Source organism: Rhodococcus sp. NPDC055112, assembly GCF_053607505.1.
On record NZ_JBSGTR010000054.1, the window covers coordinates 21,387 to 42,443 of the forward strand.

The 21,057-nt window shown below is 70.1% G+C and carries 24 protein-coding genes and 1 pseudogene; 12 read left to right on the top strand and 13 right to left on the bottom strand.

What is annotated here, in order from left to right:
- Nucleotides 1-26 precede the first annotated feature (26 nt).
- On the top strand, nt 27-863 hold the full coding sequence (locus ACWFRB_RS20425) for an alpha/beta fold hydrolase (protein WP_452643090.1): 837 nt from the start codon (nt 27-29) through the stop codon (nt 861-863).
- Between the two features lie 99 nt (nt 864-962).
- Here the strand turns inward: ACWFRB_RS20425 and ACWFRB_RS20430 are convergent, their stop codons facing one another.
- The 5 genes from ACWFRB_RS20430 to ACWFRB_RS20450 form a co-directional block, all read right to left on the bottom strand.
- The gene (locus ACWFRB_RS20430) at nt 963-2,135 is read right to left on the bottom strand and encodes a lipase family protein (protein ID WP_452643091.1); all 1,173 of its coding nucleotides are present in this window, start codon (nt 2,133-2,135) and stop codon (nt 963-965) included.
- 78 nt (nt 2,136-2,213) lie between these two features.
- Nucleotides 2,214-2,822 carry a TetR/AcrR family transcriptional regulator gene (locus ACWFRB_RS20435; protein ID WP_452643092.1) on the bottom strand — a complete coding sequence of 203 codons (609 nt, stop codon included), beginning with the start codon at nt 2,820-2,822 and terminating at the stop codon, nt 2,214-2,216.
- Between the two features lie 4 nt (nt 2,823-2,826).
- Nucleotides 2,827-3,501 carry a histidine phosphatase family protein gene (locus ACWFRB_RS20440; protein WP_452643093.1) on the bottom strand — a complete coding sequence of 225 codons (675 nt, stop codon included), beginning with the start codon at nt 3,499-3,501 and terminating at the stop codon, nt 2,827-2,829.
- Nucleotides 3,502-3,505: 4 nt separating this feature from the next.
- Nucleotides 3,506-4,423, bottom strand: a complete 918-nt coding sequence (gene pheA, locus ACWFRB_RS20445) for a prephenate dehydratase (protein WP_452643094.1) — start codon at nt 4,421-4,423, stop codon at nt 3,506-3,508.
- 39 nt (nt 4,424-4,462) lie between these two features.
- Entirely contained in the window at nt 4,463-5,197 is a 735-nt protein-coding gene (locus tag ACWFRB_RS20450; RefSeq protein ID WP_452643095.1) for a VOC family protein, read from the bottom strand.
- A gap of 147 nt (nt 5,198-5,344) precedes the next feature.
- Here ACWFRB_RS20450 and ACWFRB_RS20455 point away from each other — a divergent pair, with 147 nt between their 5' ends.
- Complete coding sequence (locus ACWFRB_RS20455; protein WP_452643096.1) at nt 5,345-6,115, top strand: DUF2470 domain-containing protein; 771 nt, start codon at nt 5,345-5,347, stop codon at nt 6,113-6,115.
- Between the two features lie 4 nt (nt 6,116-6,119).
- Here ACWFRB_RS20455 and ACWFRB_RS20460 read toward each other — a convergent pair whose 3' ends face one another.
- The gene (locus ACWFRB_RS20460) at nt 6,120-6,875 is read right to left on the bottom strand and encodes a hemerythrin domain-containing protein (RefSeq protein ID WP_452643097.1); all 756 of its coding nucleotides are present in this window, start codon (nt 6,873-6,875) and stop codon (nt 6,120-6,122) included.
- A gap of 110 nt (nt 6,876-6,985) precedes the next feature.
- Here ACWFRB_RS20460 and ACWFRB_RS20465 point away from each other — a divergent pair, with 110 nt between their 5' ends.
- From ACWFRB_RS20465 to ACWFRB_RS20485, 5 genes are all read left to right on the top strand, one after another.
- Nucleotides 6,986-7,624: a TetR/AcrR family transcriptional regulator gene (locus ACWFRB_RS20465; RefSeq protein WP_452643098.1), complete on the top strand. Its 639-nt coding sequence runs from the start codon at nt 6,986-6,988 to the stop codon at nt 7,622-7,624.
- A gap of 34 nt (nt 7,625-7,658) precedes the next feature.
- Entirely contained in the window at nt 7,659-8,468 is an 810-nt protein-coding gene (locus ACWFRB_RS20470; protein ID WP_452643099.1) for a CPBP family intramembrane glutamic endopeptidase, read from the top strand.
- A gap of 241 nt (nt 8,469-8,709) precedes the next feature.
- On the top strand, nt 8,710-9,948 hold the full coding sequence (locus ACWFRB_RS20475; RefSeq protein WP_452643112.1) for an LCP family glycopolymer transferase: 1,239 nt from the start codon (nt 8,710-8,712) through the stop codon (nt 9,946-9,948).
- Nucleotides 9,949-9,978: 30 nt separating this feature from the next.
- Nucleotides 9,979-10,524 (top strand): ferritin, encoded by a 546-nt coding sequence (locus ACWFRB_RS20480; protein ID WP_452643100.1) that lies wholly within the window; start codon nt 9,979-9,981, stop codon nt 10,522-10,524.
- 98 nt (nt 10,525-10,622) lie between these two features.
- Entirely contained in the window at nt 10,623-11,171 is a 549-nt protein-coding gene (locus ACWFRB_RS20485) for a ferritin (protein ID WP_452643101.1), read from the top strand.
- Nucleotides 11,172-11,241: 70 nt separating this feature from the next.
- On the opposite strand, the gene pdxR is transcribed toward ACWFRB_RS20485, so the two are convergent.
- The gene (gene pdxR / locus ACWFRB_RS20490; RefSeq protein WP_452643113.1) at nt 11,242-12,642 is read right to left on the bottom strand and encodes a MocR-like pyridoxine biosynthesis transcription factor PdxR; all 1,401 of its coding nucleotides are present in this window, start codon (nt 12,640-12,642) and stop codon (nt 11,242-11,244) included.
- Between the two features lie 50 nt (nt 12,643-12,692).
- Between pdxR and ACWFRB_RS20495 the strand changes: the two genes are divergently transcribed.
- Together ACWFRB_RS20495 and ACWFRB_RS20500 are read left to right on the top strand one after the other, a co-directional pair.
- Nucleotides 12,693-13,151 carry a carboxymuconolactone decarboxylase family protein gene (locus tag ACWFRB_RS20495; protein WP_027501921.1) on the top strand — a complete coding sequence of 153 codons (459 nt, stop codon included), beginning with the start codon at nt 12,693-12,695 and terminating at the stop codon, nt 13,149-13,151.
- Nucleotides 13,152-13,178: 27 nt separating this feature from the next.
- Entirely contained in the window at nt 13,179-14,132 is a 954-nt protein-coding gene (locus ACWFRB_RS20500; protein WP_452643102.1) for an NADP-dependent oxidoreductase, read from the top strand.
- A gap of 81 nt (nt 14,133-14,213) precedes the next feature.
- On the opposite strand, the gene ACWFRB_RS20505 is transcribed toward ACWFRB_RS20500, so the two are convergent.
- From ACWFRB_RS20505 to ACWFRB_RS20520, 4 genes are read right to left on the bottom strand one after another with little or no spacing between them, the layout of a single operon-like run.
- Nucleotides 14,214-15,128 carry a DUF5926 family protein gene (locus ACWFRB_RS20505; protein WP_452643103.1) on the bottom strand — a complete coding sequence of 305 codons (915 nt, stop codon included), beginning with the start codon at nt 15,126-15,128 and terminating at the stop codon, nt 14,214-14,216.
- A 23-nt stretch (nt 15,129-15,151) separates the two neighbouring features.
- Entirely contained in the window at nt 15,152-15,901 is a 750-nt protein-coding gene (locus ACWFRB_RS20510) for a glycerophosphodiester phosphodiesterase (protein ID WP_452643104.1), read from the bottom strand.
- Complete coding sequence (locus ACWFRB_RS20515) at nt 15,898-16,920, bottom strand: DUF4328 domain-containing protein (RefSeq protein WP_452643105.1); 1,023 nt, start codon at nt 16,918-16,920, stop codon at nt 15,898-15,900. The genes ACWFRB_RS20510 and ACWFRB_RS20515 overlap by 4 nt, the downstream gene beginning before the upstream one ends.
- Nucleotides 16,921-17,265: a rhodanese-like domain-containing protein gene (locus ACWFRB_RS20520; protein ID WP_211243322.1), complete on the bottom strand. Its 345-nt coding sequence runs from the start codon at nt 17,263-17,265 to the stop codon at nt 16,921-16,923.
- Nucleotides 17,266-17,388: 123 nt separating this feature from the next.
- On the opposite strand from ACWFRB_RS20520, the gene ACWFRB_RS20525 reads away from it, so the two are divergent.
- Nucleotides 17,389-18,318, top strand: coding sequence for an LLM class F420-dependent oxidoreductase (locus tag ACWFRB_RS20525; RefSeq protein WP_452643106.1), 930 nt, complete (start codon nt 17,389-17,391; stop codon nt 18,316-18,318).
- Nucleotides 18,319-18,328: 10 nt separating this feature from the next.
- Here the strand turns inward: ACWFRB_RS20525 and msrA are convergent, their stop codons facing one another.
- Nucleotides 18,329-19,039 carry a peptide-methionine (S)-S-oxide reductase MsrA gene (gene msrA / locus ACWFRB_RS20530; protein ID WP_452643107.1) on the bottom strand — a complete coding sequence of 237 codons (711 nt, stop codon included), beginning with the start codon at nt 19,037-19,039 and terminating at the stop codon, nt 18,329-18,331.
- A 125-nt stretch (nt 19,040-19,164) separates the two neighbouring features.
- Here msrA and ACWFRB_RS20535 point away from each other — a divergent pair, with 125 nt between their 5' ends.
- The gene (locus tag ACWFRB_RS20535; protein ID WP_452643108.1) at nt 19,165-19,584 is read left to right on the top strand and encodes a hypothetical protein; all 420 of its coding nucleotides are present in this window, start codon (nt 19,165-19,167) and stop codon (nt 19,582-19,584) included.
- Here the strand turns inward: ACWFRB_RS20535 and ACWFRB_RS20540 are convergent.
- Nucleotides 19,506-20,642: an acyltransferase family protein gene (locus ACWFRB_RS20540; protein ID WP_452643114.1), complete on the bottom strand. Its 1,137-nt coding sequence runs from the start codon at nt 20,640-20,642 to the stop codon at nt 19,506-19,508. The two genes, ACWFRB_RS20535 and ACWFRB_RS20540, sit on opposite strands and share 79 nt — an antisense overlap.
- A gap of 266 nt (nt 20,643-20,908) precedes the next feature.
- Here ACWFRB_RS20540 and ACWFRB_RS20545 point away from each other — a divergent pair.
- A pseudogene (locus ACWFRB_RS20545) lies at nt 20,909-21,057 on the top strand (superoxide dismutase); the annotation flags it as partial.

Genomic DNA, 21,057 nt, shown 5'->3' on the forward strand with positions numbered 1-21,057 from the left:
AATGGGGGCAACATCAGGGGGGAACAATGGTCACACCATCGAACCGCGCGGGATCGGGCGAGCCGGTACTGCTCCTACACGGATTCACACTGTCGCATCATGTTTGGCATCGTGTGGTCGACAATCTCTCCAGCGATTTCGATGTACTCGCGCTGACGATGCCCGGCCATTGGGGCGGCCCTCGACTCCGCATTCGCGACCTCGGGGTCCGCGGCATCGCCGACGGAATCGAGCGCGAGCTCGACGCAATCGGCTGGGACACCTGCCACATCTCGGGCAATTCACTGGGCGGCCAGGTGGGGTTCGAGCTCGAACGCCGAGGCCGGGCCAGGTCCCTCGCCCCGATCAATCCGGGGGGAGGCTGGAAGAGATTCTCCTACACCGAATTTCGCCTGGGGCTGGGATTCACTCTGCAGTATCCGCTGGCCGTGGCCGCGCGACTGCTCGGCGATCGGGCCGCGACTCGCGAATTCTTTCAACGGCCGGTCATCCGCAATTGCAGTAGGGACATGTCGGCCGTCAGCTCCGGGGACGCGGCCGACGTCATCCGCGCGGTGTCTCACTGCCCGGTCTACATGCCGATCCAGTTGGCGTTCCTGCGCGACGGGCCCCTCACCGGGCTCGAGAACGTCACGGCCCCCACCTCGTTGATCCTGTCGGAATTCGACACCTTTGCGACGCGTGAAGACTGCATGCAGCGGCTGATCGATGAACTCCCCGATCACATCGAGGAGATCACCCTGCCGGGCGTCGGCCACATCCCGATGCTCGAGAATCCCGAGATCGTGGCCGACGCGCTCCGAGCGCATCTGCACAAGGCGACGATGGACGAGACCCGATCGGCCACGCCACCGACCGGTTGATCCGTTTCGCGTTGCCGATACCAACGGCGTTTCCGATGCCAACGGCACTGGGCGCCACCGTGATTCGGTGACGCCCAGTGCCGCACTGCTCTCGATCTCTCAGCAGGAGCTCCCCATGCACGGCTTCTCGCCGGCGAACAGCTTCGCGATGAACGGAGTGCTGTCGGGGACCGAGGCGGCCACCGTGCCGCCGTGGTCGGTCGGGTAGGTGCGGAACGCGAACTCCACCCCGTTCGCGGTCAGATCGGCGACCAGTTTGAGCGTCAGCGGGATCGGGACGTCCATGTCCTGCTGGCCCTGCGCGATGAGCAGTGGCCGGTCGTAGCCGCTGGTGGGAACGGAGAGGATCGAGCGGACCGCGTCCATGAACTCAGGCGTATCCACCGACCGCGAGAGCAGCTGCCCGATCGAGACGTCGGCGTACTTGGTCCGCGCGTCGCCGTAGCAGATCGAGGTCTCCACATCGGCGAGAATGCTGCGACCGAGGGGGCTGAGGTAGGAGTCGATGTCGACGTCCGGCCGTGCGGCCCGCAGCCCGTCGAGGACGTTGGCGATGTACACCGTGGTGCCCTTGAGCGGCAGCTTCGGGAACGCCGGTCCGCCCAGCGGCAGCGCCATCTCGATGTTCGAGGGCGCACCGGTGGTCACCGCGCCGCGGTAGTCCAGCTCCGGGGCATAGCGGGTGGCGATGTTCGCGGTGAACAGCGTCGCGTGCCCTCCCTGCGACTGCCCCGTGGCGACCCACTTCTTCGACAGCTCGGGCGTGACCGCGCGGGCTGCCCGCACCATGTCGATCACGCTGTGCGCGGCCGAGCGCCCGTCCAGGTAGGGATGCACGCCGGGAGTACCGAGCCCGACGTAGTCGGTCGCCACCACCGCGTAGCCCTGGGAAAGCCAATGACCGAGATGCGTCACCGCCCGCTCCGTCGGCGGATTGGCGCTGGGCGCGCACTGGTCCGCGACCCCGGTGGTGCCGTGCGCGTAGGAGATCACCGGCCAACCGCCCTCGGGTGGCGTCCCCTCGGGCAGGTAGACGGCACCGGTGCTGAGCATCGGCTTGTCCTGCGGCCCCTGGGACCAGTACGTCAGCAGCGACGACGACGCGGCGCCGGGAAGCCAGCGATCGCGGGGCAGTTCCTCGCTGCTCACGACGGAGCCGGGGGCCTCGGCCGTGACGGCGACGGGCTCGGCCGCTGCGGGCGCGACGGCCCACGTGGCGGCGACCAGAGTCATGCCCGCGGCTACCAGGGCGGTACGAAGTCGGTGGGTCATCACTCTCTCCTGACGGCAGTGTGCCCGGTCACATTCAGCGCCGGGCACACAGACCATAAAGTTAGACCTACCGATCGGTCAAGCAATCTCCCAGCCGCGGACCCGTGCGGCGAGATCGTCGACGAGGAACGCGAATGCCCGGTCCACCCTTGGGCGGTCACCGGTGGCGAGCAGGTCCAGCGTCAGGCCCCTGATCTGGGCGAGGATCAGGGTGGCCACCTGCGGCACCTGCTCGTCCGGGCAGCCTGCCCCGCGCAGGCCGTGCTCGAGGACGGCCAGCCACTGGCCGACAAAGTGCTCGAGGAAGCGCTCGTGCCCGGCCGGGTCGAGCAGGGCCTGCACGTAGATCTCGAGCATCACGCGAAATCGCGGCAGGGTCTCGGGCGCCGTCCGCGCATCCCACCAGGCGGTGAGCAGGGCGATCGGATCGGCACCCGACTCGGCCAGCAACTCGGCGGGGATCGACTCCCCGCGCATCCCCTCGATCACCTCGGCGAGCAGGTTCTCCTTGCTGCCGAAGTGGTGCAGCAGCGACGCATGCGACACCCCGACCGCCTTGGCCAGCGGGCGCATGGACAGGTCCCCGACCCCGTTGGCGATCACGTACTCGGTCACCGACGCGAGCAACTCGTCCCGCCTGCCTGCGTATCGGAGGGTGCGTTTGTCCACACGATCGGACTCGGGCACCGCGTCAGCCCATCGGGTCGTCGGGCCCGGCACTGGCGAAGGGCTCGAAGGGCGGCACGAGCAACCCCCACCGCACGCATCGCCAGCCACCGTCCGCCGTCGGCACCAGCTCGACTGTCTGGGTGTTGTCCAGGTGCGTGTTCGCGGAGAAGGCGCCGTTGATCCCCGCGAGATGCGCGGCGACCAGGCGGATCGCGGCGCCGTGGCTGACCACCAGCACATCTCCGGTGTCGGCCTCGGCCGCCGGTTCCTCGAGGAACTCCTCGCGCAGCGAACTCAGCACCGGCACGTAGCGCTCGAGGATGTCGTACCCGGACTCGCCACCCGGCACCCGCACGCCGAGGTCGCCGGCGTGCCAGGAGTGGTAGACCTTCATGAACAGCTCGTGCGACTCGCGGTCCGAGCGGTCCTCCAACTCCCCCGCCTGCGCCTCGTGGATGCCCTCGCGCACCTGCGTCGTGATGCCCGATTCCCGCTCGACGAACGAAGCGGTCTGCCGCGCCCGCAACGCAGGCGAGGCCACCAGGGCGCGGGGCGCCCTGGTGGCCACCGCGAGCCCGAAGGCCTGGGCCTGGCTCTCCCCGAACTCGGTGAGCCGGGCGCCCGGCAGCCGGGTGTCCAGCCGCCGCTCGACATTCGCCTCGGTCTGGCCGTGGCGAACCAGGATCAGCTTGCCCATGCCGTCACCTCCCGTCCGATTCGCCGGACCGTATCCGGCGCAACCACTCCGTCGCCTCTTCGTCCGACGGCGGCCGCACCCCGCCGGGGTTCGCGGCGGGCCACGAACCGAGGAAACGCACGTCGTGCTTGCGATGCAGAGCCTTGAGCGCCTCGGCCACCGCGGTGTCCTCGACGTGCCCGATGCAGTCCAGGAAGAACCGGTAGGTACCGAACTCGATACGGGTCGGCCGGGACTCGATCCTGGTGAGATCGATTCCGCGGGTGGAGAACTCCGCCATCGCGCTCACGAGGGAGCCGGGTTCGTTGTTGAGCTGCAGGACCACCGCGGTGCGGTCCGCACCGGTGGCCGGGGGAACCGGGGCCGGGCGCGTCACCAGGACGAAACGTGTTCGCGCGCCGTCGAAGTCGGCCACCGAATCGGCGAGAACACTGAGCCCGAGTCGCTCACCGGCCAGCGCGGTGGACACCGCGGCATCGGCGATCCCCGCCGCGACATCCTCCGCCGCGCCGGCATTGGAGGACGCGGACTGAACCACGGCGTCCGGCAGTTTCCGCTCGATCCACATCCGCACCTGCGCGCCCGCAACCGGGTACGCGCGGATGGTGCGCACCTGGTCGAGGGTGGTCCCGGCGCGACCGAGGATCGTAAAACTCACGTCCAGTTCGGTTTCCGCGACGATCTGCAGGCGTTCGTCGACCGCCAGCGCGTCCATGGTCGGCGGCACCGGCCCCTCGACCGAGCTCTCGATCGGGACGACAGCGCCATCGACGCGGCCCTCCCGGACGAGCGCGAGCGCGGCGGGCGGACTGGGGGCGGACACTCGCTCCACCGGACCGTCGAAGGCCCCACCCGATTCCATCTGGGCGAGGGCCATCTCGGTGAAGGTTCCGGACGGTCCGAAGTAGGCGATACGAGGCACACGACAAGGTTACTCACCTGCCGCGATGCGAGCCCGGGTTCAGGGCGCGGTCGTGGCCGTGATCCCGTGTGCGGCGAGGTGACGCTCCGCTTCCTCGGCGTCGTCGACCTCGATGCTCAGCAGCACCGTGCGCAGCGCCTCGGCGGCGTCCTGGCTCAGCCCGGCGACCCGGGCCGGGTCCGGGGCGACGAACGCGGTCCTGACGTCGTCCCCGCGCAGGGCCGCGACCGTGGCCGCGAGGATCGCCAGTGCCTCCGCTCCGGAGGTCGCCCTGGCCACGAAGCCCACGTCGGAGTGCGCGAGGACCGCCAGGAAGTCGGCCACCTCGTCGGGGCTTGCACCCGCGCGCAGCCCGGGGTGCGCGCCCGCATCGGCGATCCGGGTGGCGACCTCGGCCGCCCAGCCTGCCTCCGCGTCGTCGTCGGGGACGACGAACACCGCCAGGGGCGCCGTCAGCGGGTGCGGGTTCGAATCCCCTGGTTGCGTGAGCTCGATGGCGTCATCGAGCTGTTCCAGACTGCAGTCGATGTCGAAGCGTGCGACCGCGGGCCCGTCCGACGCGAGGGTGTCGGGCGCGACGTCGAGCGATACGACGACGGAATCATCCAGGCCCGAGCCGAGCGCGCTTGCCGCCAGCACCGGGGGTCCGAAGATCGCGCCGGGGCGCCTGCGCGACACGGCAGCCGCGTCCGGGCACCGCTGCGAGAGCAGGCCGGTGAAGGGCGGCTGCCGATCGTTCGGCGTCGGCGGATGAAGGGTGAGCAGTGTGGACACGGCCCCCACCGTAGCCGCAGGCGGAGCAGTGTCACGTGGCGCGCAGACGGAGATCTTGCGGGCCTTCGGGTCCTGCCGTAACTTAGGCATGGCTAACCTATTGTGATCGGCATCTCCGTTGCCCCGACCGAACGAAGCGAGCGCCACATGACTGCTGCCACCTCCACCCAGGGTCCGTCAACCGCGGAGCGGGTGCGCAGCGCCTGCGCCCGAGCCCAGCAGGCGGTGCTGGCCATCGACGGCAGCGATCCCGTCGAGGTCTCGGTGCACCACCTGCGGGCCTGCGGCGACGTCGTGCTCACCGTCCGCACCGACTCGGTTGCCACCGCACTCACCTGGCAGGCGGGCCGAGCCGGCCTGCCCGCGGTGCTCGAGCTCACCGACCTGACCCCGCTCTCCCTGCGGGAGCCGGTGCGGTCGCTGGTCTGGCTGCGCGGCGCCCTGCACCCGGTGCCGGCCGAGGCCTCCCGGGCGCTGTCGGCCGCAGTCGCCGACGAGCGCCCCGACCCCGCGTTGCTCGACGTCGGGCACACCACCACCCTGCTGCGACTGATCCTGGACTCGGCGGTCGTGGCGGATTCGCACGGCGCGGAGCCGGTGCCGGTGGACGCGCTGCTCGCCGCCCGCCCCGACCCGTTCTGGGAGGTCGAGGGCCCCTGGCTCGAACACCTGGAGTCCGACCACGGCGAACTCGTCGACCAGCTCGCCGGCCGATTGCCGCGGGCGCTGCGGACCGGCCGCATCCGCCCGCTCGGAATCGACCGTTACGGCATCCGGCTTCGTGTCGAGGGCGAGACGGGTGACAGCGACGTCCGGATGGCCTTCGCCAAGCCGGTGGACGATGTGTCCGAGCTGAGCCGCGCCCTGCGCCTGCTCGTGGGCTGCCCGTTCGTGAACGGCCTGCGCGCCCAGCACTGAATCCCTACCGTCGACCCTGCTTGCGGCCTCCCGCAGTGGGTTCCACTCTCGGAATGACGTCGGCCGTGGCCGCGACACCGAGCGAGGGCACGGCAGCCGCAGGCCCGCCGTTCCACAACAGGGCGGCCTTACGGCGGTAGCTCCAGCCAAATGCATGCACGAGGACGAAGCGGGGGATCGCAGGGATCACATGCAAGATCACCTCGCGGTCTTCCGGGGTGACCCCGTCGATGATCCAGTGCCCTTCGGCGCCGAGCTCCGCGAAGCCCTTCGGTTTGACGAAGTACTCATTCTCGACCGCGAGGTACTCGGCAGTGGTGATCGTGGCGCCGACGACCGGCATCATCTCGAGTTCTTCACGCCGAAGGTGTGGCAGTAGGACCTCGTCGAGCCCGGACAGCGCGCCGAGCAACTGTTCGTGCGTGGATCCATCGTCACGGTAGGCACGGGCAGCCTGTTCCAGGGCGATGACCGCCGGGGCGATCCGCTTGTGGTCGGCGTCCATCTGGTCGAGCAGCGGACTCGCTGCCGGGTTCCTGACCCGGATCAGGGGCCACAGCCCGACATCCTCAGCGGTGTGGTGCATGTGCAGGACGTGCATCATCCACACGATGTGTTTGGCGAGCGCTCGACGATGTTTCGTGTCCAGACAGGACTGGGACTCGAGGACCAATCGGGTTCGTTCCAGGTCGCGGCGCAGCGCGCTGTGGACGATTCCCATGCTTCGCGTATCGGCGGGCTCATGCAGGTTGTTCTCCATGGCCCTCTCCCTTCGTTCAACCACACCGAACGATCAGGCGTGGATGAGTTGAGATGGCGATCCTGATAGATTGAGTCCAATCAGGTTGTACCTAAATTATCGGAGCGACGATGGCCGAAGTCAAGAGACGGTACGACGCATCCAGCAGGCAGCGGCAGGCACGCGTGCGACGTCGCGCGGTGGTGGTCGCCGCGAAGGAGTTGTTCGAGCGCAACGGTTTCCGGGCCACCACACTGGCAGCGGTCGCCGATCGGGCGAATGTCTCGGTAAAGGGCCTGTACAAGAGCTTCGGCAGTAAGGCGGCACTGGCGAAGGCCGTGTTCGATTTCGTGATCGCCGGTGACGACGAACCAGCGTCCGTCGCCGACCGTCCGGAGCAGCAGGCGATGCTTGCCGAGCCAGACGTACGCCGCAAGATCGAGATGTTCATCCGCGGGCTGGCACTGCGCCAGCAACGGTCGGCCAATGTTCAGATCCTGATTCGCGACGGACGGCATGTGGACAACTCGCTCATCCCGGTCTGGCAGCAACTGAGCGACGAGGGATTGGCCGGAATGACGATGCTCGCGCGTCACCTGGTGGCGACGGGCCAACTCCGCCCCGACATCGAACTCGACGAGGTACGCGATGTGCTGTGGAACTACCTCGCGATAGACACCTACGAACGACTCGTCCTCACGCAGGGATGGACCCTCGACCGGTACTCGGACTGGGTGACGCGAACGATCGTCGCCGCCATCTGCTCATGAAGGTCGCGACCCCCGCTCCGCTACCGTCACCGGTGTGACCCGGTTCGACGACTGGCTCCGGCCTACCCCGCCCCCGCAGACCGAACCGCCGCTCGATGCCGCGGGCCGTCGGGCACTGTGGCTCGAGATCACCATCGTGCTGCTGGTGACATTCGGGCTCAGCGGGCTGTCCGGCATCCTCTCGCTCGTCGAGGACGCTCTCGCGCCTGGCGGACTCGCCGACCAGACGGTGGCACTGAACGCCTCCCGATCCGAGCACGGCTGGATCGACCTCGGCCGCCAGCTGCTCGGCATCGTCAGGCTCTGCGCCTGGGCCGCACTTGGCCTGTACCTGCTCTGGCGCAGCGGCCTCGGCCCCGCGAAGATCGGGCTGGGCCGGCCGCGAGCCCGCGCCGACCTGCTGCCGGGCGTAGGCCTGGCGGCGCTGATCGGGCTGCCCGGCCTCGCTCTCTACCTGGTCGCCAACGCCGTCGGCGCCAACCTGACCGTGCTGCCCAGCACCATCGAGGAGCACTGGTGGCGGCTGCCCACGCTGCTGCTGTGGGCGCTCGCGAACTCCGGCGCCGAGGAGGTGCTGGTCGTCGCGTACCTGATCTCGCGGCTGCGCAGGCTCGGCTGGAGCGAGAACTCGTCGCTGCTGGCCTCCTCGCTGCTGCGCGGCAGCTACCACCTCTATCAGGGCCTGGGCGGTGGCATCGGCAACGTCGCGATGGGCCTCGTCCTGGGCCGGTACTGGCAGCGGACCAACCGGCTGTGGCCGCTGATCGTCGCGCACTGGCTGATCGATGCTGTCGCCTTCGTCGGTTACACCGTCCTGCGTGGCCACGTGTCCTGGCTGCCCTGACCAGTAGAGTCGAGCCGTGAACGGCGACAATCCCCAGTACCGCGACCCCCGCGATCCGCGGTGGGACCGCGGTGTGCCGCCGCGCGGGCCGCAGCCCCCGCAGGGCCGTCCGATGCCACCGCCGCAGGGCCGCCCGCTCCCACCACAACAGCCGCGTCAGGGCCAGCCGATGCCGCCGCGGCGCGTGCCGCCGCCCCAGGGCCAGGGCAGGCCGATGGCCCCCGGCCCCGAGGGCACCCAGGTGATCCGCCGCGACGGCCGCCGCGCCGAACCCCAGCAGGGCGCGCGCGCCTGGTCGCAGGCCCCCGAGCCGGCGCCGCAACACGGTGCCCGCCCGGGCGGGACCGAACCGACCAGGGCGCACCGCCCCCAGGCCGGGTCTCCCTACGCGCCGACCCAGACACCGCAGCCGTACGACGACCCGTACCGCAGGCAGGCTGGTCGCGTCGGCGCACCGCCCCAGCCGCCCCGCCGCACCGGTCCGCCAGCCCCGCCCCCGCAGCCGCCCCGTCCCGCGAAGACGCGCGGGAAGGCGCACTGGGGCCGTCGGGTCGGGCTCGTCCTGATGGCACTGTTGGTCCTCGTCGGCGGCTCCGTCGTCTACCTGGACCGGGGGCTGAACCGCATCGACGCCCTCGCCGACTATCCCGGCCGGATCGGCGACACCCCCGGCACCAATTGGCTGCTGGTCGGATCGGACAGCCGCACCGGGCTCACCCCCGAGCAGGAGCAGGAGTTGGCCACCGGCGGCGAGCTCGACTCCAAGCGCACCGACACGATCATCATCGTGCACATCCCCAAGAGCGGGAAGTCCACGATGGTCTCCATCCCGCGCGACTCATACGTGAACATCCCAGGCTGGGGCAAGGACAAGATCAACGCCTCGTTCTCCGGCGAGGACGGCGGTCCGCAGCTGCTGGTGCAGACCGTCGAGGAGGCGACCGGGCTGCGGATGGACCACTACGTGGAGATCGGGTTCGGCGGGTTCGCCGGCATCGTCGACGCCCTCGGCGGCATCAACATCTGCGTGCCATATCCCATCGACGACCCACTCGCCGGCATCAACCTGCAGCCCGGCTGCCAGGACCTGACCGGCGCCCAGGCGCTCGGCTTCGTCCGAACCAGGGCCACCCCCCTCGCCGACCTGGACCGGATGAAGAACCAGCGCGCGTTCATGTCGGCGCTGTTGGACAAGTCGACCAGCGCCAGCACCCTGATCAACCCGTTCCGGCTCTGGCCGATGGCGACGAAGACCGCGGGCTCGGTGCAGGTGGACGAGGACGACCACCTGTGGAACCTCGCGGGACTGGCCTGGGCGATGCGCGGCGGCCCGATCGCCACCACCGTCCCGATCGCCGGCTTCGAGGACGTCGACGCGGGCAACGTGCTGATCTGGGATCGCGAACGCGCCTCGCAGTTCTTCGGCGCGCTCGCCGAGGACAAGCCGGTGCCGGAGTCGCTGATCACCACGGGGCCCTGATCCGGCGACCGCGCCGGTAGCGTGTCCGTCATGACCAATTCCCTGCCGGGCAACGAGTTCCACGACCTTCTGCGTGAACAGGTGCGCAACGAGTTCACCGCCTCGCAGCAGTACATCGCGGTCGCGGTGTTCTTCGACGGATACGACCTCCCCCAGCTGGCGGCGCGCTTCTACGGGCAGGCCAACGAGGAACGCAACCACGCGATGATGATGATCCAGTACCTCATCGACAACGACATCGAGGTCACGATCCCCGGGATCGACGCCGTGGTCACCGAATTCGACTCGGTGCGCGCGCCCGTCGAATTGGCGCTCGAGCAGGAGAAGCAGGTCACCGACCAGATCACCAAGCTCGCCCGCACCGCCCGCGACACCGGCGACTATCTCGGCGAACAGTTCATGCAGTGGTTCCTCAAGGAGCAGGTCGAGGAGGTCGCCTCCATGACCACCCTCCTCACCATCGTCGACCGGGCGGGCGAGAACCTTTTCGCCATCGAGGACTTCGTCGCGCGGGAGATGAGCTCGCCGGTGAAGGCCGATTCCGGCGCTCCGAAACCGGCAGGCGGCGCAATTTAGGCTCGACTCAATTAGGTTCGACTCAATTAGGGAATACTGCCCTCAATAAGGCTCGACTTGGATGACATGCGGCCTGACCAGCTATATCGTTTCGCCGCATGAGCGATTCCGCAGACACTCATCGGACCAAATTTCACGCGCTTCTGCACGATCAGATTCGCAACGAATTCAACGCCTCGCATCAGTACATCGCGACGGCGGTCTTTTTCGACAACGCGGATCTCCCCCAGCTGGCCAAGCATTTCTATTCGCAGGCCGTCGAGGAACGCAACCACGCGATGATGATCGTCCAGTACTTCCTGGATCGGGACATGACCGTGGAACTGAGCGGCGTCGACGCGTCGAAGTCGCACTTCGAGAACACCCGCGAACCGATCGCGCTGGCCCTCAAGCAGGAGCAAGTGGTCACCGACCAGATCATCCAGCTCGCGAGCACCGCTCGCGAGGAGGGCGACTACCTCGGTGAGCAGTTCATGCAGTGGTTCCTCAAGGAGCAGGTCGAAGAGGTCGCCTCCATGACCACCCTGCTCGCCATCGCCGATCGGGCAGGCAACAACCTCTTCCACCTCGAGGATTTCGTCGCCCGCGAGATGAACAGCGTGGGCGACACCTCGGGTGCGCCGCCGGCCGCGGGTGGGTCGATCTAGACCCGGTCGAACAGGACGCAGCATCGCGGCCGAGGGTGTGTGCCGCACACACCCTCGGCCGCTTCGCGTTTCAGCGGAGTCGGCCGACGACACCCAGCGCCCGGCACAGCGCCTCGAGCGCCCCGGCGAAGGCGTGCTCGGCGGGGGCCCCGTACCCCACCACCAGGCCGTCCCGCGGGGCGTCACGCGCATCCGGGTGCCGGAACGTCGACAGTGCGCCCACCGCAAGGCCTTCCGCGGCAGCGGCCGACAGGGCCTTCGCCTCGGCGCCAGGCGGCAGCTCCAGCACCGCGTGCAGACCCGCCGCGATGCCCGTGACCCGGACGGCAGGCGCCCGGTCCGCGAGGGTGGCGACCAACTGGTCGCGGCGCCGGTGATAGCGGCCGCGCATCAGCCGGATCTGGCGGTCGTACCGACCCGAGACGATGAAGTCCGCGAGCGTCAGCTGATCGGGCACGCTGACCCACCGCTCCCAGATGCCCTTGACCTCGAGCACGGGGTCGACGAGGCGGTCGGGCAGCACCATCCATCCCAGGCGCAGCGCGGGCGAGAGGCTCTTGCTCACCGAGCCCAGGTACACCACCCGGTCGGGGTCCAGGTCCTGCATCGCCCCGACCGGCTGGCGGTCATACCTGAACTCGCCGTCGTAGTCGTCCTCGAGGATCAGGCCACCCGACGCGCCCGCCCAATCGACCACCGCCGCACGGCGTTCCGGATGCAGGGGCCCACCGATCGGGAACTGGTGCGCGGGCGTGAGCAGCGCGGCGGCCGCCCCCGAGCGCGCGAGCTCGTCGACCCGTGCGCCGTCCGAGTCGACGGTCAGCGGCAGCGTGCGCACCCCCGCGTCGCCGAGCAGTTCCCGGTGCACGTGCAGGCCGTAGCCCTCGACCGCGACCGCCCCACCCAGCAGCGGGGCTAGCAGGGTCACTGCGTGTGCGGTACCCGCGCAGACCACGATGCAGTCCGGGTCCGCGCGCACGCCGCGGGCGCGGGCCAGATAGTCCGCCAATGCCTTTCGCAGCTCCGGACGGCCCCTCGGGTCGCCCGGCCCGAACGCGTTGCTCGGGGCCGCCGTCAGGGCGCGGCGCGTCGAGGCCAGCCACCCGGCCCGCGGAAACGAGGCGGCGTCCGGGGACCCGGGCATCAGGTTGTGCGCGGGTCGGACCGGCGGGGCGGGCCGCGGAGTCCGGAGGTCTGCCGCGGGCGCGGCCCTCGGGGCCACCCGGGTGCCCGACCCCCGGCGGGCGGTCAGCCAGCCCTCCGCGACCAGCTCGGCGTAGGCGTCCGCGACGGTGTTCCTGGCGACGCCGAGATCCGCGGCCAGCGTGCGCGAGGGCGGTAGCAGTGCACCCGGCGCCAACCGTCCGGATCGGATGTCCTCCCGGAGGGTGGCCATCAGCGCCGAGCGGAGGCCGCCGCGCCCACGGAGGTCGAGGTGCAGATCCAATCCAGAATTGGCCCGAGATTCCACCACTGAATTGAACCACTCATTCGGTCCATTTCCCGCCTAGAGTCATTCCCATGACGACAACCGAGACAGCACAGCGGGTCAACATTTTCAAGCAGTCCCCCGAGGTCTACCAGGCGATGATCGCGCTCGACGCGGCCGCCAAGAAGGGCCTCGACCCGGTCCTCGTCGAGCTCGTGCTCACCCGCGCCTCACAGATCAACCACTGCGCCTGGTGCCTCGACATGCACACCCAGGACGCCCGCAAGATCGGCATCAGCGAGCAGAAGCTCTTCCTCCTCAACGCATGGGAGGAGGTGCCGAACCTCTACACCGAGCGGGAGCGCGCGGCCCTTGCCCTCACCGAGGCGGTCACCGTGCTGACCGACGGCTTCGTTCCGGACGAGGTGTACGCACGGGCGGCAGAGCAGTTCGACGAGCGCGAGCTGTCCCAGCTGATCGCCGTCATCTTCACCATCAACTCGTGGAACCGGATCGCGGTCAGCACCCGGCGCGTCCCTCCGGTCCGCTGAGCCCGCGCCTCTGAGAGGTATCGAGAAGTGAAAGCTGTTCGGATCCAGGAGAACCGAGGTGCGGACAACCCGGACGCCCTGGTGCTCGAGGAGGCGCCGTACCCGCAGGCCGCGACCGGCGACGTGATCGTCCGTGTTCGCGCCGCCTCCTTCGTCCCGGATGAGCTCGACTGGCCGGGGACCTGGACGGACCGGGCGGGCCGGGACCGGACCCCGAGCATCCCGGCCCACGAGGTCGCCGGGGTCGTCAGCGAGATCCACTACGGCACCACCGGATTCGAGGTCGGGGACCGGGTGTTCGGCCTGACCGACTGGCACCGCGACGGCGCAGCCGCCGAGTTCGTGGCCGTGGAGGCCCGCAACCTGGCCACGATTCCCGAGGCGATCGGGTTCCGTGAGGCCGCCGCTCTCCCCCTGGCGGGCCTCACCGCCTGGCAGGGACTCTTCAGGCACGGCGGGCTCACCTACGGCGCCGCGGGCGGGCGGACGGTCGTGGTGCACGGTGGCGCGGGCGGCACCGGCTCCCTGGTGGTCCAGCTCGCTCATGCCGCGGGGGCGCGGGTCATCGCGACCGGCCGGGCGGCGGGCGAGGCGCAGGCCCGGCGTCACGGCGCGGACGACTACGTGACGCTCGACTCCGGTGACCTCGGCTCCGGCGGCCTCGACGCGGCCCGGCTCGGTCCGGTGGATCTGGTGTTCGACACGATCGGCGGGGAGGTCCTGGCCCGCTCGGCCGCGCTCGTGCGGCCCGGCGGCACGCTGGTGTCGATCACGGCACCGCCCCCGGTCACGCCGGTCAACGGTCGCGCGGTCTTCTTCATCGTCGAGCCCGACCGACACGAACTCCTGCAACTCGCGCGGCTGGCAGAGCAGGGGGTACTACGCCCCCACGTCGGCGCCGCCTATCCGCTCGCCGAGGCCAGGACCGCGTTTCTCGCCAAGCGCCGGGGCATCCCCGGCAAGGTCGTCCTCGACGTCTGAGGAATGCGGCCGCGCCGCCCGTGCGCGCTTGTGGGGTCCAGGGACTCGCTAAGCGCGCACAGGCGGCGCAGCCGCCTGTCGTCAGCGGAGGGTGACCTGGCGGGCGCGCAGACCGTCGCGCGAGCGCAGCTCATCGGAGGTGAGGGGCGCGTCGACGGCCAGCGCGTCGGCCAGCCGCCCTCCGAGCTCGGCCGTCGCGGGCGCCCACTCCTGGGCGTGCCGCTCGGGGTCGAGGTCGAACACCGGCACCAGCAGCCCATGGGTGCGGAACGAACCGGCGTACCGCGACCCCTCGCCGAGGTGCAGTCCACCGGCCGCATGCACGCGGGCCAGGGCCAGCATCAGCTGGTCCTCGTCCTCGGGCCGCACCCAGCGCAGGTGCGCCTTCTCACCGGCGTCGACCCACCACGCGGCGACAATGCCCTCGCCGTCGAGGCGAGCGGACGGCATGATCACCGAGTTGGCCTGCTCGACGGTGGCGGCGACCTCGGGAGCGGGCGTGACGCCCTCCGGGATCCACCAGTTGAAGTCCTGGTACACGCTGATCTCGAGCAGCGTGCCCGCCTCGATCACGTCGCCGAGACGCGGTCCGCCCGGCTGGGCGTCGGTCGAGGCGAGGGACTGCCCCGGCTCCGCGGTGGCGGCCCAGTTGACGGCGGCGGCCAGATCGGCCGAGAGATCGGTGGACTGGCCGGGCACCTGCAGGCCGACGAAGCCTGTCGCGGAGTCCGTTTCGTCGCGGACGAGGCCAGCGACCGCGCCGGGCAGCACGGTCGCGGCCACGACCGTGCGCTCGCCGCCGGTCAGCGGCAGCGTCGCCGTCGCGGACGGTACGAACTCGCGCATCGCGACGAGATCACACTCGGCTGCCAGTCCCTCGAACGGACGTGGCACCGCGGCGGCCGCGGCGCTCTCCTGTGCGGCGCGGCGCTCGGCGAGCTTCGCCGCGCGGTTGCTGCCGGGCTTCGGACCACTGTTTCTTTTGCTCTTACCCACGTCGGGAAACCTACACGTCGCGACTACTGCGCGAGCCACTCCTTGGTCCGGCCCGGGTGGTTGGTGGCGATCCAGCCGACGCCGAGCTCCCGGCACAGCTGCACGTCGTCGAAGTCGTCGACCGTCCAGCAGTAGGTGGCCCTGCCCGCCGCGGCCGCCCGGTTCACGATCTCGGGGTGCTCGCGCAGCGACTTGATGGACGGGCCGACCGCGGTGGCGCCCACGGTGGTCGCCGCGCCGCCACCCAGGTATCGGGACGACTCCCCGAGCAGCACCGTGGGCAGCAGCGGCGCCGACCGACGGATCCGCCAGACCGCGGTCGCCGAGAACGACATGATGACGGCGCGGGAGTGGTCCGCGGACGCGGGCGCGGACAGCCCGAACCGGGACAGCTCCGCGAGCACCTTGCTCTCCACCAGCCCGCCGAAGCGGACCGGGTGCTTGGTCTCGATGAAGAGCTTGGTCGGACGGCTGGTGTGGTCGAGCACCAGCGAGATCAGCTGGGCGAGGGTGAGGACCGGCTCCCCGTTGGCACCGAACTCGAGCTCGTTGAGGTGCTGGAGCGTCATCTCGCTGACCAGCCCGGTGCCCGTGGACGTGCGGTCGATGCGCCGGTCGTGCACGCACACCAGGTGCCCGTCGCGGGTCAGCCGGACGTCGCATTCCAGCCCGTCGGCGCCCTGGTCGAGGGCCAGCTCGTACGCGGCGAGGGTGTGTTCGGGCAGGGCGGCGGATGCGCCACGGTGCGCGACGACGCGGGGCTCGGGGGTCACGGTGCCCCCGCTTCCACGCGCTCCGGGGTCCCGGCGGGCTCGGCGGGCTCGGCGGGCTCGGCGGGCTCGGCGGGCTCGGCGGGCTCGGCGGGCTCGGCCGGCTTGGGTATCGCGACGACCCAGCGAGTCAGCTCGCGCGGCTTCCCGGTCGGGCCGAGGCCTTCGACGCGGTGGATGACCAGCAGTGTCAGCACCGCGACCGCGACCGCCACCAGATCGGTGACCGCCGCGAGCAGCACCCCGTCGGCCTGCGCCTGCAACGAGTCGAACGTGCGCCACCACAGATTCACTGCGAAGAGCACACCGCCGCAGGCCCAGGTGCCCCACCACACCCGGATCAGCTTGCGCGTCTGCGGGTCCGGCTCGTTCAGCTCGGTCAGGAACACCCCCGGCATCGCCAGGTTCACCACCGGGACCAGGCAGCCGAGGGCGAGCGTCGACGGGCGGCGCGGGTCGACGTGTCCGCTGCGGGCGAAGGCGCGGCGCCGGGCCCCCACCAGCCAGGCGACGGTGGCCACGGCGGCGCACACGGCGACGATCGGGGCGAGCAGGCCGGCCGCACCGACCAGCCCGTCCGACACGGCCAGCAGCCCCGGCCCGATCAGCGTGCTCCGATTGCGCAGCAGCAGCCCGTAGCGGAACAGTTCGGCGAGCGCAGCCAACGCGAACAGCGCCGCCGCGGCACTGAGCAGGGCGGGAGCCAGTTCGGCCAGTTGCTCACGACGCCCGGCCACCGGTTCCCGGTCGGGCGCAGGGGGCACATCGCGCAGGCCCCATCGGGGGATCTCGCGGTATGACGGCGGACCCTGAGCTATCGGGGTCCGGTTCGCGCGGACCCGCCTCGTCGCCGCCCCCGGCCGTCGGGCGACCCACCGGAAGTTGCGCAGGCTCGGCGGTTCGGGGCGCGCCGGATCCGTCGGCGAGAGCAGCACGCCGTGGCACCGCGGGCACCATTGCGCCGGGCCCCCGACGACCGGCCATCGGGCGGCGCAGCGCGCACAGACCTGAACGGTGCTCATCTAGTAGATCTTTGCCGACCCGCCGCCGTCGGCGGTCAACGGCCGGCCACATTTCTGCCAGGCCACCATCCCGTCGACGACGTTCACCGCGTCGAACCCGACCTGGTTCAGGTATTCGACCACCCGCTGCGACCGGCCGCCGGAACGGCACACCACGTACACCTCGGCGTCCATGTCGATCTCGGCCATCCGCGCGGGCACGTCGACCATCGGAATGTGCAGGGCACCGGGCGCATGCCCGTCCGCCCACTCCTCGTCCTCGCGCACGTCCAGCAGGATCACCGAGTCGGACAGCTCGGCCGGTACCTCCGCAGCGGGCACCGAGGGCACATCACCAAAGCTCACACCATCGATACTGTCACGTTCGGCAGCGGCTCGTCGGTGGAGGCGGAAACGGTTCCCCTGGCGTGCGGGGCACCAGCGTTGTGGTGCATGCGCGCCCGCGCCGAATACGGCAGGCTGGCACGCATGGAGCTGAGAATCTTCACCGAACCGCAGCAGGGCGCCACCTACGGGCAGTTGCTGCGCGTAGCGCAGGCCGCCGAGGACTTCGGCTACGGCGCCTTCTTCCGATCCGACCACTACCTGGCGATGAACTCCGACGGTCTGCCCGGCCCCACCGATGCCTGGATCACCCTGGCGGGCCTCGCCCGCGAGACGTCCACGATCCGGCTCGGCACGCTGGTCACCTCCGCGACGTTCCGCTACCCGGGTCCGCTGGCGATCAGCGTGGCCCAGGTGGACGCGATGAGCGAGGGCCGGGTGGAGTTCGGCATCGGCGCCGGCTGGTACGAGGAGGAGCACCTCGCCTACGGAATCCCCTTCCCGTCGCTGAAGGAGCGCTTCGACCGGCTCGAGGAATCGCTGGCGGTGATCACCGGCATGTGGGAGACCCCTGTCGGCGAGACCTTCTCCTTCGACGGCGCGCACCACCGGATCGAGGATTCGCCCGCGCTGCCGAAGCCGTTCCACCACGCCGGGCCGCCGATCATCATGGGCGGCATGGGCAAGCGCCGCACCCCCGAGCTGACCGCCCGCTACGCCGACGAGTTCAACCTGCCGTTCGTCTCCCTCGACGGCACCGCCACCCAGTTCGAGCGGGTGCGCCAGGCCTGCCGCACGATCGACCGCGACCCCGCCGAGCTCACCTACTCCAATGCGCTGGCGCTCTGCTGCGGCCGCACCGAGAGCGAGCTCGCCGCCCGCGCGGCGCGCATCGGGCGGGAGGTCGCCGAACTGCGGGAGAACGGCGCGGCCGGTTCGCCCGCCGAGCTCGTCGACAAGATCGGCCGGTACGGCGAGCTCGGGGCCGGCCGCATCTATCTGCAGACCCTCGACCTCGAGGACCTCGACCACCTGGAGTTGGTCGCGAACGAGGTACTGCCGCAGCTCGACTGAGGGCGGCGGGTCAGCTCGGCGGCAGGATGTCCTTCTGCGCAGGCACCTCGTCCTGCTTCAGCAGGCCGACCGGGCAGCTGACGCCGGTGGCGTGCACCGGGCAGTAGCCGCCGGGGTTCTTGGCGAGGTACTGCTGGTGATAGTCCTCGGCGTAGTAGAACTCGCGGAGCGGGGCGATCTCGGTGGTGATCTCCCCGTATCCGGCGTCGGCCAACCGGACCGCGAACGTCTCCGCGGTGGCGTGCGCGATCGACTGCTGCCCGTCGTCGGTGGTGTAGATCGCCGAGCGGTACTGGGAGCCGTGGTCGTTGCCCTGACGCAGGCCCTGCGTGGGGTCGTGGTTCTCCCAGAACTGCCGCAGCACGCTCGCGTAGCTGATGACCGCCGGATTGAAGACGACGAGCACCACCTCGGTGTGCCCGGTCCGGCCCGAGCAGACTTCCTCGTACGTGGGGTTGAGCGTGAACCCGCCCGCGTACCCGGCCGCGGTGCTGTACACACCGTCGAGCTGCCAGAACTCCTTCTCGGCGCCCCAGAAGCAGCCCATGCCGACGACGGCGGTCTGCATTCCCTCCGGGAACGGCGGGGTCAGCGGGTGTCCGTTGACGTAGTGGGCGTCGGGAACCGGCAGCGGCTCGGTCCGGCCGGGCAGCGCCTCGTCGGCGCTCACGATCGCTGTTTTCGCCGCCGTGCGGCCGAGGATGTCGTCGTACCAGGACATGATCCGATGCTACGCGCGGCCGCAGCGGCTGCGGTTCCGTCGTCGTTGCGCGGGCTCGGAGGCCGCGCGCCTCGGTAAACTCGCCGGTGCAGTTGGGGGGCCGACCGTCGTCGCAGGAGGCGTAGATGTCACCTCAGGAACCCGAGGGCGATACGCAGGGATCACCGTTCCCGCCGCCGTTCAAGTGGGGTGCAACGCGGCCGGCCCCGAAACCCGCGCAGCAACGACCCGAGGGGCATCGCCCAGAACCGCCGGTTGTCGTCGCGCAGCCGCCTGTTTCTCCGAGGCCGACCGAGCCTGCGGTACCTGAGCTGACCGAGGCAGCGATCTCGACACCGGTGTCCGCGCCGATCCCGGAACCGGCGGCCGCGTCAGCCGACACCGAGTTCGGCGCGCCACCGGTCAGCCCACCCTGGCTCGCACCGGAACCCGTCGCCTCGCACGGCGAACAGACCGCGCGCGGGCGTCAGTCGGTCGCGCCTGCGGTACTGATCGGTGTGCTGTTCCTCGTGGTCGTCGGCGTGGTCGCGTTCGTCGTGCTCTGATCGGACCGCCCGAAGCGGTGTGACTGCGCGCCGATCCATCGGCTCGAGGGCACCTCCACGAACCGGTACAGCAACTCCGCCGCCCCGGCCGTCACCAGCAGGAAGGCGAGCACCGCACCCGTCCGGCCCAGGTGACCGACGGTGTTCTCGTACACCCGGTACAGGATCAGCGTGTGCAGCAGGTAGATCGCGTAGCTGCGGGTCGCGGTCCACCGCACGACACTCAGCCGACCGAGGTAGCCGTCGTATCGCACCAGCGCCAGTACCACGCAGGTGACCACGAACATCGTCCACAGGTAGCGGTCCCCCGCCCAGTAGACGTGACTGTCGGTGGCCAGGCGCACGACCTCGGCCTGCGCCATGGTCGCCACGATGATCCAGCGCCAGTTCGCGAGTCGTGCCCAGCCCAGGTAGATGATCTGACCCATGAACACCGCGGGCAGGGTCGCGGCGACCTTGGACAGCATCGGCACCGCGTACGGCTGCGGCACGTACAGGTTGTAGAGCAACACCGCGCTGCACAGCGCGGCGCCCGCGAGGGGCACCGCGATCGGGATCGTCCTCAGCAGCGGCCGGGCGGCGACGCAGTACAGGTAGAAGAGCACCTGCACGACCAGGGTCCAGGTCACCCCCAGCACCGCCACCTCCGGCGTGAGGAAGAACCCGCCGAGCACGAAGCTGAGCGCCGCCTCGGAGTTCGAGATCCCGTCCTGGCCGCTGAACATCCCGTTGACGCCCAGGCGCACCAGGACGATGGCGATCAGGATCGCCACCCACAGCGCGGGCATCAGCCTGCCGACCCGGTTGAAGAGGAACCGCCCGGGGGTGTGCCGGGTGGCCGACGCGGTGAGCATCAGCCCCGTGAGCATCATGAAGATCGCGACGCCGAGGAACGAAAGATGCTGGTTGAGTCCCCCGCCGGCGACCAGCACCGTGTAGACGCCGTCGATCAACCACCAGCCGGAGCCGAGGTCGTCGATCAGGTAGTACGAGATGTGCGAATAGATGACGGCGAGCACCGCGATCGCGCGAAGGAGATTGGCCCCGCCGAACTCGATCCGAGGCGGCGATGACGCGCGCACGGAAACGTGTTGCAGTCGGAGCACCACCCAATATTAAGGTTTTGTTTACCGACCGGACGAACCGGTGTCGGAAATCGGGGCGTCCTGCGCCCGCCCCGGGACGCCTCGCTCGCATCCGCGCCCGCCTGGTCGCAAATCTTGCGGACGGTGTACGAATGAGATTGGGTTATGCCCGAGAAGGATCGACCCAAAATCGAACTTGGTACACGCCGGGCGTGCGCGCCCGTAAGGAAGGGACCCTCGTGTCTGTCTACTCGCTGCCTGAACTGCCCTACGACTACGCCGCCCTCGAGCCGCACATCTCCGGCAAGATCATGGAGCTGCACCACGACAAGCACCACGCCGCCTACGTCGCAGGCGCCAACGCCGCCCTCGACAAGCTCGCCGAACT

Coding starts and splice junctions, on each gene's coding strand:
- ACWFRB_RS20430 (WP_452643091.1), bottom strand. CDS start 2,135: ATGACCCACCGACTTCGTACCGCCCTGGTAGCCGCGGGCATGACTCTG.
- ACWFRB_RS20480 (WP_452643100.1), top strand. CDS start 9,979: ATGACCAATTCCCTGCCGGGCAACGAGTTCCACGACCTTCTGCGTGAA.
- ACWFRB_RS20525 (WP_452643106.1), top strand. CDS start 17,389: ATGGAGCTGAGAATCTTCACCGAACCGCAGCAGGGCGCCACCTACGGG.
- ACWFRB_RS20455 (WP_452643096.1), top strand. CDS start 5,345: ATGACTGCTGCCACCTCCACCCAGGGTCCGTCAACCGCGGAGCGGGTG.
- ACWFRB_RS20495 (WP_027501921.1), top strand. CDS start 12,693: ATGACGACAACCGAGACAGCACAGCGGGTCAACATTTTCAAGCAGTCC.
- ACWFRB_RS20515 (WP_452643105.1), bottom strand. CDS start 16,920: ATGAGCACCGTTCAGGTCTGTGCGCGCTGCGCCGCCCGATGGCCGGTC.
- ACWFRB_RS20465 (WP_452643098.1), top strand. CDS start 6,986: ATGGCCGAAGTCAAGAGACGGTACGACGCATCCAGCAGGCAGCGGCAG.
- msrA (WP_452643107.1), bottom strand. CDS start 19,039: ATGTCCTGGTACGACGACATCCTCGGCCGCACGGCGGCGAAAACAGCG.
- ACWFRB_RS20535 (WP_452643108.1), top strand. CDS start 19,165: ATGTCACCTCAGGAACCCGAGGGCGATACGCAGGGATCACCGTTCCCG.
- ACWFRB_RS20440 (WP_452643093.1), bottom strand. CDS start 3,501: ATGGGCAAGCTGATCCTGGTTCGCCACGGCCAGACCGAGGCGAATGTC.
- ACWFRB_RS20460 (WP_452643097.1), bottom strand. CDS start 6,875: ATGGAGAACAACCTGCATGAGCCCGCCGATACGCGAAGCATGGGAATC.
- ACWFRB_RS20425 (WP_452643090.1), top strand. CDS start 27: ATGGTCACACCATCGAACCGCGCGGGATCGGGCGAGCCGGTACTGCTC.
- ACWFRB_RS20485 (WP_452643101.1), top strand. CDS start 10,623: ATGAGCGATTCCGCAGACACTCATCGGACCAAATTTCACGCGCTTCTG.